The organism is Acidovorax soli (assembly GCF_900107605.1).
GTDB classification, from domain to species: Bacteria; Pseudomonadota; Gammaproteobacteria; order Burkholderiales; family Burkholderiaceae_C; genus Acidovorax; species Acidovorax soli.
Genome location: NZ_FNQJ01000016.1, coordinates 51311 through 63027 on the forward strand (window position 1 = coordinate 51311; position 11717 = coordinate 63027).

The window sequence follows — 11717 nt, forward strand, 5'->3', positions numbered from 1 at the left end:
ATAAGAGTCACTAGTGATGTGAGGACGCCAATAGCATCGAGCCTGGTTTTTTCGTTTGTTTTTCCGGAGCTTGAACAACATGATCGACAGCACCCTCCCGTCCACCCTGCAACGCTGGCAACTGCCTCGCTTTGGCCTGCCCCACCTGGAGCGGGTTCAGACCCCTGTGCCGGCGCCGGCGCCCCACCAGATCCTGGTGCGCACCGAGGCCGTGGCCCTGAATTACCGTGACCTGCTCATGGCGCGGGACGGCATGGGCATGGCCTTGTCGTTTCCCTTCACGCCCGCATCCGACCTGGCCGGCACCGTGCTGGCCGTGGGCGAGGGCGTGACCCGCTGGCAGCCCGGCGACCGGGTGCTCAGCACCTTCTGGGGTGGCTGGCTGGATGGCGAGCGCCCTGCCAGCGCCGTGCCGCTGGGCGCGCCCGGCCCGGGCATGCTGGCATCGCACGTGCTGCTCGATGCCGATTGGGCCGTGGCGGCGCCCCACACGCTGGACGCGGCCGCCGCCAGTACCCTGCCTATCGCGGGACTCACGGCCTGGTTTGCGCTGGTGGAAACCGGCGGGCTGCGCGCGGGGCAGGCGGTGCTCATCCACGGTACGGGCGGGGTGGCCTTGTTTGGCGTGCAGGTGGCGCGCCTGCACGGGGCGATGCCCATCGTCGTTTCGGGCGATGCCGCCAAGCGCGAGCAGGTGCTTGCGCTGGGCGCCACCCACGCACTAGCGCGTGATGCTGACTGGCCGGCCCAGGTGCGGGCGCTGACGGGTGGGAGTGGCGCCGACCAGGTGCTGGAAACCGTGGGCGGCGCCAACCTGGGCCGCTCTCTTCAGGCGCTGCGCGCCGGCGGGCGCGTATCGGTCATCGGCACGCTGGCGGGCGACACGGTCAGCGGCTCGGTCTACGACTTCCTGAGGGGCCGGGCCACGGTGCAGGGCATCAGCGTGGGCCATCGCCGCGCGCTGGAGGAACTGGTGCGCGCCGTGGATGCCAACGGGCTGGAACCTGTCATTGCGGGCGAATACACCGCCGACGAAGTGCCCGCTGCTTTTGCGCACCTGGAGCGCGGCGCGTTTGGCAAGGTGGTAGTGCGCTTCTGATCGATGCCGATGCCTGTGTAGACGTCGGCATTCAGATGGGGTATGAACAAAAATAGCTGCCAGAGCTTCTATAAAAGCGCTGGCAACTATTAAAAGAGAAGCAAGCGTGCAGATGGCCTGGATCAGGCCATCAGCCCGCCAGCGCAGCCTTCACGGCAGCCGACACCTGGCCCATGTCGGCCTTGCCCGCCAGGCGGGTCTTGACGACGCCCATGACCTTTCCCATGTCGCCGGGGCCCGATGCGCCCAGTTCGGCCACGATGGCCTTCACGGTGGCCAGGGTTTCCTCGGCCGACATGCGCTCGGGCAGGTAGGTCTGCAGCACGGCCATTTCGGATTTTTCCTTGTCGGCCAGGTCCTGGCGGCCCGCGCCTTCAAAGGCGGTGATGCTGTCCTTGCGTTGCTTGATGAGTTTGTCCACGATGGCGACGATGGCCGCATCGTCCAGTACCACGCGCTCGTCCACTTCCTTTTGCTTCATGGCGGCCTGCAGCAGGCGGATGGTGCCCAGGCGCTCGCTGTCCTTGGCGCGCATGGCGGTTTTCATGTCTTCGGTGATCTGGTCTTTGAGGCTCATGGCGGCTTCCTTGGTTGGTTTTTAGACAAGAACAGGGGTTTGCCAAAAGGCTTTCTGGCTAGGCGTCAACGCCGTAGGCAGTAGTGTGGCTACGACAAGGCGTTGCAACGACGCCAGAAAGCCTTTTGGCAAACCCCAAAAACAAAAACCCGCGCTTGGCGTCCCTAGCGCGGGTTTGGCGGCTGTCCGATGAGGGACGGTGCCGAAGCGGTACTTAGTACAGCTTCTTGGGCAGTTGCATGCTGCGCACGCGCTTGTAGTGGCGCTTCACGGCAGCAGCCTTCTTGCGCTTGCGCTCGGCGGTGGGCTTTTCGTAGAACTCACGGGCGCGCAGGTCGGTCAGCAGGCCGAGCTTTTCAATGGTGCGCTTGAAGCGGCGCAGGGCAACGTCAAAGGGTTCGTTTTCTTTTACGCGGATCGTAGTCATTAGCTAATGTTTTCCAAATGGTGCCTGCAGAGGGGCTTGGGGAGATCGGGCCTCAAGTCCGTACAAAGCGGTTTCCCCGTCTGTAACTAGTATTTGGCCGACGGGGCATTGCCAGCAAAGCCGGAGATTATAGCCTTTATGCGCGCCCGTGGTGCAAGGGTTGCCCGTCTGTTCGCTGTCACCGCGCCAGGACGATGGTCTCCCGAGGGCGGGCTGCGCTGCAATGGCGCGGAAATTGCTTCATGTTGTAACACTCCTATTCATCGGTGGGGAGCCCTGGCCATCCGGCCGGGCGGCACCGCCGCAGACACCATGGCATTCATGCACCAAGTATCGGGTTGGCTGGGCCGGCTCAGTGTGGGCCGCAAGCTCATGCTCATCTATCTGCTGGACCTGACGGCGGTGATCTACGTCTCCAGCATCCTGATCCACGAGAAATACCTGGCCATTGACTTCACGCGCAAGGAGGTGGTGGGCACGACCTACGCGGAGGTGGTGCGCGACGGCCTGATGGGGCAGTTCCTGGAAGCATCGCAGCAGCCTCCGCTGGTGGCCGATGTGCTGACCCGCCTGGAGGTCGTGCGTGCGGCCCACGACGAGCCATTGAGCACGGCCGATGTGGCCCAGCGGTTTGGCGTGGCGCTGCAGCAGCTGGCTGGCCAGGCCCAGGGGGGCTCGCCCGCCGCTGATTCGCAGTCGCTCATCCACCTGCGCAGCCAGCTGCTGCGCGAGGGGCGCGAGCTGCTGACCACGGTGGGCAACCAGTCCAACCTCATCCTGGACCCTGACCTGGACAGCTACTACGTGATGTCGCTCGTGGTGCTGCGTTTTCCCGAGCTGCTGCAGGCGGTGCACGACACGGTGAGTTTCCTGAATGCCATGCCGTCGCGGCGTGGGCCGCAGTGGTCGTCGGAGCTGCTCACGCTGGCGGGGCGGCTGGACGCGGTAGCGCTGGGCATCGAGTCGGACTACAACCAGGCCTTCATTGCCGGCTCGCCCGAGATGCGCGCTGCGCTGGCCGGCCAGCGTGAGGCGCTCAAGAGCGCGCTGGCGGGGTTCCAGTCGCTGCTGCAAGGGGTGGCGGCGGGCGAGTCGGGCCTGGCGGTGGCACGGGTGGGCGTGCAGGAGGCCCTGGTGCTGGGCGCGCTGCGCGATGCCTGGTCGGTGGGCATCGGGGACCTGGAGCGTTTGCTGAACCTGCGCGCCGACAGCCTGTTCGCCCGCATGTGGCTGCACCTGGGCACGGCGGTGGTGCTGCTGGGCTGCATCCTGAGCCTGGTCACGCTGGTGGCCCGGCAGATCGCCAAGCCGCTGCAGCAGCTGGCCCGCGTGGCCGACGAGGTGCGCAGGAGCGGCGACCACCGGCTGCGCGCGCATTGGGTCAGCCGTGACGAAATCGGCCGCCTGGTCACGGCCTTCAACGAAATGCTGTCGCAGCTCGACCGCGACCGCCTGCTGCAGCAGGAGCTGGCCGCCCGCGCCCGCGCGGCCGAGGCGCAGCGCGAGCTGGTGGAGGCTTTCCCCATCCCCATGGTCGTCACGTCGATTCCCGATCATGAGGTGCTGCACTACAACGTGCCCGCCGTCCACTGGCTGGGCGGCCGCAAGACCGACCCCTGGGCCGTGGGGCTGGAGCCGGGCGTGCGCGCGCGTTTCTTTCAGCGCCTGGCGGACCAGGACTCGGTCGATGAATTCGATGTGCGCTGGAAGGGAAGCCACGAGCCCTCGTGGGCCATGCTGTCGGCGCGGCGCCTGCAGTTCCAGGGGCGCGATTCGGTGCTCACGACCTTCACGCCCATCAACGTGCGCAAGGCGATGGAGCGGCGCCTGGGGCTGTGGGCCAATGTGTTCGAGGCCTTGTCCGAGGGCCTCATCATCATGAATGTCGAGCAGCAGATCATCCGTGTGAACCAGGCGTTCTGCCGCAGCACGCACTACGACTTCTACGAGGTCGTCGGCGAGGACCTGGGCTTTTTGCTGGAAGAGACGGAGGCCGAGTTGCTGTCAGCGCAGATCCAGCGCGCCATGCTCGACAAGGAGTACTGGCAGGGCGAGGTGCGGTTTCGCCGCCGCTCGGGCGAAACCTACCCGGCCTGGCTCATGGTGTCGGCCTTGCGCGAGGGCAAGAGCAAGGGCGGCGCAGTGGCCAACCACATCGGCATTGCCATCGACATCACCGACCGTAAGCGCAGCGAGGAGCGCATCCAGTTCCTGGCCCACCACGACGTGCTCACCGAGCTGCCCAACCGCTCGCTGTGCGAGCAGCGCCTGCAGATGGCGCTGGAAGAGGCATCCATCACGGGCGAAAAGGTGGCGGTGTTGTTCATCGACCTGGACCGCTTCAAGGCCATCAACGACACGCTGGGCCACCACATTGGCGACGGCCTGCTGCGCTCGGTGGCCGCGCGCCTCACCCAGGCCGTGCGCAGCCGCGACACCGTGAGCCGCCTGGGGGGCGACGAGTTTGTGGTGGTGATGCGCGACGTGGCCGGGTGCGAGGATGTGCAGCAGCTGGTGGAGCGGCGGCTGATCCCGCTCATCCGCCAGAGCCATCCGGTGGACGGGCACGAGCTGAATGTGTCGTGCAGCGTGGGCATTGCCGTGCACCCCGACGACGGCAGCGACATCGACGAGCTGATGCGCCGCGCCGACGCCGCCATGTACGAGGCCAAGACCACCGGCCGCGATAGGGCGCTGTTCTATTCGATGGAGACCAACCAGCGCGCCGTGGCACGCCAGACCATGGAGCTGCAGCTGCGCCGTGCGCTGGAGCGCAACGAACTGAGCCTGCACTACCAGCCCCGCCTGAGCGCCCAGGGCGCCCAGCTGCTGGGCGTGGAGGCCCTGCTGCGCTGGACCAGCCCGGTGCTGGGGTCCATACCGCCCGGCGAATTCATCCCCATCGCCGAAGAGACCGGCATGATCCGTGCCATTGGCAGCTGGGTGCTGCAGCAGGCCTGCGAGCAGTGGGTTCGCTGGCAACAGCTGGCGCTGGATACGGGTCCGGGCGACGCCGTGGTGCCGCACCCGCTGGCCCGGGCGTCGATCTCGGTCAACCTGTCGGCCGCGCAGATGGCAGCCCCGTCGCTGGTGACCGACATCGAGGCGCTGCTGGCCCGCACCGGCATGCCTGCCCATCGCCTGGAGCTGGAGATCACAGAATCGCAGTTGATGGAAAACGCCCATGCCGCCGAGCAGCAGCTGGCGGCCCTCAAGGCGCTGGGCGTGCAACTGTCCATCGACGACTTCGGCACCGGGTATTCCAGCCTGGCCTACCTCAAGCGCTTTGACATCGACCGGCTCAAGGTGGACAAGTCCTTTGTGCGCGACATGCTGGCTAACCCCGCCGACATGGCTATCACGAGCGCCATCATCGCCCTGGGCCACACGCTGGGCCTCAAGATAGTGGCCGAGGGCGTGGAAGACCTGGCCACGGCCAAGGTGCTGAGCGCGCTGGACTGCGAGGAGTTGCAGGGCTACCACTTCAGCCGCCCGCTGCCAGCGCCAGCGCTGGAGGTCTGGGCGCTACAGCACGCACCGCAGGCGATGCAGGGGCGGGAGGTGGCGGCTGCGTAGCGGTCAAACGGGCGTTGCACAGGCTTGGCCGGTCACGGGCTGCCGCTTCTGGTGGCTGCACGGGGGGGCGCAGGGCCTCACGGGGGTGTCGCTCCCAGCGCCTGCGCACACGCATGGGCGCTGGCCCAGGCCCACTGGAAGTTGTAGCCGCCCAGCCAGCCCGTCACATCGACCACCTCGCCAATGAAATACAGGCCCGGCTGCGTCTTGCATTCCATGGTCTGCTGCGACAGCGCGCGCGTGTCCACGCCGCCCAGCGTGACCTCGGCTTTCTTGTAGCCCTCGGTGCCGGTGGGGGTGAGCTCCCAGCGCGCCAGCTGCTCGGCCAGCCGGGCCAGGGCCTTGTCCGAGGCTTCGTTGATGGGGCGCTGCCAGTCCGCCTCGCGGCTGGCCCAGGCATCGGCCAGGCGGCTCGGGACCAGGGTGGCCAGTTCGTTGGCAATCAGTTTCTTCGAACGCGCTTTGCCCTGCGCCAGCGCTGCGGGCAAGTCCACCGTGGGCGCGAGGTCGATGGCCAGGGGCTGGCCCTCTTGCCAGTAGCTGGAGATCTGCAGCACCGCCGGGCCCGAGAGGCCGCGGTGGGTGAACAGCAGGTCTTCGTCAAAGGCCATGCGATTTTTCTTGGCACCGGTGCTGATCTGTACGGGCAAGGCCAATCCCGACAGCTGCGCATAGGGCGCCCAGCCCGCGCCGTCAAACGTCAGCGGCACCAGGCCCGGGCGGCGCTCGATGAGCGGGATGCTGAACTGCTGCGCCAGCCGGTAGCCGAAGTCGGTGGCGCCGATCTTGGGGATCGACAGGCCGCCGGTGGCGACCACCAGCGAACGCGCTTGCACGGGGCCTCTATCGGTATTGATTTGATAGCTGCCAGCGCTGGATGGATCTGCGCCAGAGGCCGAAAATATGATGTTTTTGACGGCACAAGGCTGCCAGTGCGTCACCCCACCGGCGGCGCATTCGGCCAGCAGCATGGCAATGATGTCTTCGGCCGAACGGTCGGCAAACAGCTGGCCCTTGTGCTTTTCATGGAAGGGGATGCCGTGCTTCTGCACCAGGGTGATGAAGTCCGACGGGGTGTAGCGCGAGAGCGCCGAACGGCAGAACTGCGGGTTCTGTCCCACGAAGTGCCTGTGCGGCGCGGCAGGGTCGAGGTCGCGGTTGGTGAAGTTGCAGCGCCCGCCGCCCGAGATGCGGATCTTTTCGGCCGCCTTGTCGGCGTGGTCGATGAGCAGCACCTGGAGGCCACGCTGGCCCGCCTGGCCGGCACAAAAAAGGCCGGCAGCACCGGCACCCACGATCACCACATCAAACATCTGCATGGCCTGCAGTGTAGGTGCTGCGCTGACCGCCGATTTTGGCCGGCGGTAGGCGACAATGGGCGGCATGAACATCCCCTCCCACCAGCTCAGCATGACCGTGCTGATGTCCCCCGATATGGCCAATTTTTCGGGCAACGTGCATGGCGGGGCCATCCTGAAGCTGCTCGACCAGGTGGCGTATTCCTGCGCCAGCCGCTTTTCGGCCTGCTACGTGGTCACGCTGAGCGTGGACCAGGTGATGTTTCTGCAGCCCATCCATGTGGGCGAGTTGGTGACCTTTCTGGCCAGCGTCAACTACACGGGCAGTTCGTCGATGGAAGTGGGCATCAAGGTGGTGGCCGAAGACATCCGCGCGAAGGTGGTGCGGCATGTGAACAGCTGCTTTTTCACCATGGTGGCGGTGGACGAGGCGCGCAAGCCCGTGGCGGTGCCGCCCCTCATACCCTCGACCACCGATGAGCGGCGCCGCTGGGAGGCGGCGCTGCTGCGCAAGTCGCTGCGCAAGGAGCTGGCCGAGCGCTTCCGGCAGGTGCGGGAGACGACAGAGGGCTGATCGGCTCCGCCCTCACCGGCTCTCAAGCCGCGTTGCAGCCGCGCGCCCCAGCGACACGGCCTGCCGCGAGAGCCCTGCCATCTCGCTGGTGATGGCCGACAGCACATTGGTCACCGGTTGCGCGAAGGCGTCGATGGCGGCACCCACGCCGGCCGGCCCGCGCCGCTCAGTACAGCGACGCGAAGCGTTCCACCATGCGCGTGGGGCCCGCCACGATCAGGTGGTCGCCGGGCTTGATCTCGGTCTCGGCCTTGGCATAGATGAAGTCGACGTGGCGCCGCTTGATGCCCACCACGGTGATCCCATGGCGCTTGCGCACGTTGGACTGCGACAGGGGCTTGTTGTGCGTTTCCATGGGCGCTCGGGTCTTGGCGATGGCGAAGCCGTCGTCGAACTCGATGAAGTCGATCATCTTGCCGGTAACCAGGTGGGCCACGCGCTCGCCCATGTCGGCCTCGGGGTACACCACGTGGTGCGCACCCACCCGCTCTGCGATGCGGCCGTGCTGCGGGTCGATGGCCTTGGCCCAGATGTCCTTGAGGCCCAGCTGGCTCAGGTTGAGGATGGTGAGTACGCTGGCTTCCAGGTCGCCACCAATGCTCACCACCGCGTGTGCGAAGTCAGGCACGGCCAGCTGGCGCAGGGTTTCCAGGTCGGTGGCGTCGCCCTGCACCACATGGGGCAGCACCAACGACAGCGACTGCACCGTATCGGCATCGTGCTCGATGGCCAGCACATCGTGGCCCAGCTCCACCAGAGATTTGGCCACGCCCGTTCCAAAGCGGCCCAGGCCGATGACGACCACGCTGCCGGACAGGTGTTTGACGGATTTATCCAACAATCGGTTTCTCCTCGGGGTATCGGTAGTTGCGGCGGATCTGGTTCGTGGCCAGGGCCACGGCCAGCGTGACCACGCCCACGCGGCCAACGAACATCAGCGCAATGATGATGGACTGGGCGCCGGGCGGCAGCTCGGCCGTGATGCCGGTGGACAGGCCCACGGTGCCAAAGGCGGAGACCACCTCGAACAGCACTTTCTCCAGCGGGAGGGTGGTCAGCGGCAGGATCAGCAACAGGGCCAGCGAGACGACGGCCGCGCTGAGCACCATGATGGTGATGGCCTGGCGCTGCACCGAGTCGGCGATGCGGCGGCCGCGGAACTCCACGTCGCGGTGGCCGCGGATCTCGTTCCACACCACCAGCACCAGCACGAAGAAGGTGGTCACCTTCACGCCGCCGGCGGTGCCCGCGCTGCCGCCGCCAATGAACATCAGCACATAGTGCAGCGCCAGCGATTCGGTGGTGAGCGCGCCGATGTCGATGGCATTGAAGCCCGCCGTGCGTGCCGAGATGGAGGTGAACAGCGCCGCCAGCGCCTTGTGCGACCAGCCCATGGGCCCCAGCGTGCCAGGGTTGTCGAACTCCGTCAGCAGGACGACCCCGGTGCCCAGCGCCACCAGCGCCAGCGAGCCCCACACGGTGATGGCCGTGTGCATGGACCAGATGGGCCGCTTGCGCCCGCGCTCGGACAGCAGCTCGTGCAGCACCGGAAACCCGAGGCCGCCGATCACGATGGCCAGCATCAGGGGCACCAGCACCAGGGCATCGCCCGAGTACGCCATCACGCTGTCGCCCCAGGTGGAAAAGCCCGCGTTGTTGAACGCCGAGATGGAATGGAACAGCCCGTGCCATGCCGCATCGCCCCAGGGCATGCCATAGCCCAGTGCAAACCGCAGCCACAGTGCGAGGGCCATGGCCAGTTCCACGGCCACCGTCACCTTGAGCACGAGCTTGGCCACGCTTTTCACGTCGCCCAGCGCCAGCGAGTGGGTTTCGGCCTGCAGCAGCAGCCGCGTGCGGATGCGCATCTGCCCGCTGATCAGCAGGCCCATCAGCGTGGCCGAGGTCATCATGCCGAAGCCGCCCACCTGGAACAGGCCCATGATGATGGCCTGGCCCGTGCCGCTCCAGTAGGTGCCCGTGTCCACCACCACCAGGCCGGTCACGCACACGGCCGATGTCGCGGTGAACAGCGCGGTGAGAAAGGGCGCGCTTTCACCTGCCTGCGCGTGTGCGAAGGGCAGCATCAGCAACAGGGTTCCCAGCGCAATCACGCTGAGAAAGGACAGGGCCAGCACCACAGCCGGGTGCGCAACGCGGGAAGTCAAAGGCAGAACTTTCTGCGCGGTGGCCGTCAACCCGTGCACCACGCGGCCGCGATGCTAGCACTGCGCGCGACCTTGCGGCCCCGTGGCACCGGTTTTCCTGGGGAGGATAAAAGCCTCAGCCTGACACCCGGCGCTTCGTGGCGGCCGGGGCCGCGTCCGCCGCGCTTGCCGCTGCCGCCACGCCGTGCACCACATCGCCGACCACAATGACGGAAGGGCTGGCCAGCCCCTCGCGTGCGATGGTGGCCTGCAGCGTGCCCAGCGTGGCCACGGCATGCCGCTGGTGCGGCAGGCTGGCGTGCTGGATGATGGCCACGGGCGTGCTGGCGGGCAGGCCGGTGAGCAGCTCGTGCTCGATGTGCGCGGCGCCGCTCACGCCCATGTAGATCACCAGCGTGAGCTTGGCATCGCGCGCGGTGGTGGCCAGCTGGCGCCAGTCGGTGCCCGCGTCGCCCGGCTTGGCGTGGCCGGTGACGAACACCACGCCGTGCGCATGTGCGCGGTGGGTGAGCGGTGCGCCCAGTGAGGTCAGGCCTGCCAGGCCCGCGGTGATGCCGTTGATGACGGTGACCTGCACGCCCGCTGCACGCAGGTGCTCCACCTCTTCGCCGCCCCGGCCAAAGATGAAGGGGTCGCCGCCCTTGAGGCGCACCACGTTCTCGCCTTCGTTCACGGCCATCAGCATCAGCTTTTCGATGAAGGCCTGCGGCGTGCTCTTGCAGCCGCCGCGCTTGCCCACATAGACGATGCGGGCCGTGGGCGATGCGTGCGCCACGATGGCGTCGCTCACCAGGTCGTCCACCAGCAGCACGGTGGCCGCCTGGATGGCCTTGAGGGCCTTGAGGGTGAGCAGCTCGGGGTCGCCCGGGCCCGCGCCCACCAGCGTGCAGGTTCCCTGGAAGGTGGCTGGCGGCGGGCTGGCGGGGGGTGGGGTGGTTTTCATGGTGTCGGCAGTGTGGTTTGCGCAGCCAGATGCAAGATGTGTTCCACCTGCTGCGCCAGCGCCGCCGGCACGGGCAGGCGGCCGTCCAGTACGTCTCGGGTGTAGCGCGCCGTGGTGTCGATGTCAATCGCGGTGGGCAGGCCGGGCACCTCGGCTGCGGTGCCGGGTTGCTGTTCTTGCAGCAGCTGGTGCACACCGGCCACAAAGGCGTCGTAGCGGGGCGTGCGGCGCGGGTCTGCCGCCACTTCGCCTTCGAGGCCGCGCGAGAGCAGGGCGGTCATGTGCAGCGCGCCAAAGGTGGCCTGCAGCATCTCGTAATACTCGGGATGGGTGTAGCTGGTCACCACCACGGCGGCGCCTGCGCAGGGGTTCATCAGCTTCACGGCGCTGTGCCCCGCGTTGCGCAGCCCCACCACCTCGCGCACCTTCAGCAGGCGCGCCAGGCCGGCGTGCAGGTGCTGGGTCTCGATGTGGGCCAGGCGGCCATTGGCGATTTTTTCAGGAGCCGTAAGCGCAGGAACACCCAGCGCCAGCAGCACATCCGATGCCAGGGTGCGGCGCGCCTCGGTGCGCATGCCATGCAACAGCACGGGCAGGCCCTCGCGTGCCAGCAGCAGCGCCAGCAGGGGTGTGAGCACGGGCAGCTTGCGCGCGCCGTTGTAGCTGGGCAGCACGATCAGGGGGCGGTCGCTGGCGGGCAGCAATGCCATGCGGCTGTGCGTGGCGTCGAGAAAGCCGCACATTTCCTCGGGCGTTTCGCCCTTGATGCGCATGGCCAGGCAGAAGGCGCCGATCTCCAGGTCGGAGGCCGTGCCATCGAGCACCTGGCCGAAAAGATCGGCCGCCTGCTCGCGCGTCAGGGGCTTGGAGCCGCGCGGGCCGCGGCCGATTTCCTTGATGTACTGGCTGATACCCATGGTTTTTGGTGGCGGGACTTGTGAAAGAGGGCTCTGGCGTCGTTATTTCGGCTGGCCGTACGCTTGTACTGTCTGCGCCGAAAGGCCTGGCCGGAGCCCTATTGCACAAGTCCTGGTGTGGTCGTGGTGGGGTGGACG

Annotated in this window: 10 protein-coding genes; 3 read left to right on the plus strand and 7 right to left on the minus strand. The window is 67.1% G+C overall.

Going from position 1 to position 11717, the window contains the following annotated elements:
• Window positions 1-79: 79 nt before the first annotated feature.
• The gene (locus BLW02_RS11770; protein WP_092698847.1) at window positions 80-1099 is read left to right on the plus strand and encodes a zinc-dependent alcohol dehydrogenase family protein; all 1020 of its coding nucleotides are present in this window, start codon (window positions 80-82) and stop codon (window positions 1097-1099) included.
• Between the two features lie 130 nt (window positions 1100-1229).
• On the opposite strand, the gene BLW02_RS11775 is transcribed toward BLW02_RS11770, so the two are convergent.
• Both BLW02_RS11775 and rpsU read right to left on the minus strand, forming a co-directional pair.
• Entirely contained in the window at window positions 1230-1676 is a 447-nt protein-coding gene (locus BLW02_RS11775; RefSeq protein ID WP_092698804.1) for a GatB/YqeY domain-containing protein, read from the minus strand.
• 214 nt (window positions 1677-1890) lie between these two features.
• A complete protein-coding gene (gene rpsU, locus BLW02_RS11780; RefSeq protein ID WP_007833691.1) occupies window positions 1891-2103 on the minus strand; it encodes a 30S ribosomal protein S21 in 213 nt (70 codons plus the stop codon).
• A 312-nt stretch (window positions 2104-2415) separates the two neighbouring features.
• Here rpsU and BLW02_RS11785 point away from each other — a divergent pair, with 312 nt between their 5' ends.
• On the plus strand, window positions 2416-5679 hold the full coding sequence (locus BLW02_RS11785; RefSeq protein WP_092698806.1) for an EAL domain-containing protein: 3264 nt from the start codon (window positions 2416-2418) through the stop codon (window positions 5677-5679).
• A gap of 77 nt (window positions 5680-5756) precedes the next feature.
• Here BLW02_RS11785 and BLW02_RS11790 read toward each other — a convergent pair whose 3' ends face one another.
• Window positions 5757-6998 carry a BaiN/RdsA family NAD(P)/FAD-dependent oxidoreductase gene (locus BLW02_RS11790; protein WP_092698849.1) on the minus strand — a complete coding sequence of 414 codons (1242 nt, stop codon included), beginning with the start codon at window positions 6996-6998 and terminating at the stop codon, window positions 5757-5759.
• Window positions 6999-7062: 64 nt separating this feature from the next.
• Between BLW02_RS11790 and BLW02_RS11795 the strand changes: the two genes are divergently transcribed.
• Window positions 7063-7551, plus strand: a complete 489-nt coding sequence (locus BLW02_RS11795) for an acyl-CoA thioesterase (protein WP_092698808.1) — start codon at window positions 7063-7065, stop codon at window positions 7549-7551.
• Between the two features lie 166 nt (window positions 7552-7717).
• Here the strand turns inward: BLW02_RS11795 and BLW02_RS11800 are convergent, their stop codons facing one another.
• From BLW02_RS11800 to ybiB, 4 genes are all read right to left on the minus strand, one after another.
• Complete coding sequence (locus BLW02_RS11800; protein ID WP_092698810.1) at window positions 7718-8392, minus strand: potassium channel family protein; 675 nt, start codon at window positions 8390-8392, stop codon at window positions 7718-7720.
• Window positions 8382-9719, minus strand: a complete 1338-nt coding sequence (locus BLW02_RS11805; RefSeq protein WP_092698851.1) for a TrkH family potassium uptake protein — start codon at window positions 9717-9719, stop codon at window positions 8382-8384. Before BLW02_RS11805 ends, BLW02_RS11800 begins: the two co-directional genes overlap by 11 nt.
• A gap of 115 nt (window positions 9720-9834) precedes the next feature.
• A complete protein-coding gene (gene cobA / locus BLW02_RS11810) occupies window positions 9835-10662 on the minus strand; it encodes a uroporphyrinogen-III C-methyltransferase (RefSeq protein WP_092698812.1) in 828 nt (275 codons plus the stop codon).
• Window positions 10659-11579 (minus strand): DNA-binding protein YbiB, encoded by a 921-nt coding sequence (gene ybiB / locus BLW02_RS11815; protein WP_092698814.1) that lies wholly within the window; start codon window positions 11577-11579, stop codon window positions 10659-10661. Before ybiB ends, cobA begins: the two co-directional genes overlap by 4 nt.
• Between the last annotated feature and the right edge of the window lie 138 nt (window positions 11580-11717).

Coding starts and splice junctions, on each gene's coding strand:
- BLW02_RS11770 (WP_092698847.1), top strand. CDS start 80: ATGATCGACAGCACCCTCCCGTCCACCCTGCAACGCTGGCAACTGCCT.
- BLW02_RS11775 (WP_092698804.1), bottom strand. CDS start 1,676: ATGAGCCTCAAAGACCAGATCACCGAAGACATGAAAACCGCCATGCGC.
- rpsU (WP_007833691.1), bottom strand. CDS start 2,103: ATGACTACGATCCGCGTAAAAGAAAACGAACCCTTTGACGTTGCCCTG.
- BLW02_RS11785 (WP_092698806.1), top strand. CDS start 2,416: ATGGCATTCATGCACCAAGTATCGGGTTGGCTGGGCCGGCTCAGTGTG.
- BLW02_RS11790 (WP_092698849.1), bottom strand. CDS start 6,998: ATGCAGATGTTTGATGTGGTGATCGTGGGTGCCGGTGCTGCCGGCCTT.
- BLW02_RS11795 (WP_092698808.1), top strand. CDS start 7,063: ATGAACATCCCCTCCCACCAGCTCAGCATGACCGTGCTGATGTCCCCC.
- cobA (WP_092698812.1), bottom strand. CDS start 10,662: ATGAAAACCACCCCACCCCCCGCCAGCCCGCCGCCAGCCACCTTCCAG.
- ybiB (WP_092698814.1), bottom strand. CDS start 11,579: ATGGGTATCAGCCAGTACATCAAGGAAATCGGCCGCGGCCCGCGCGGC.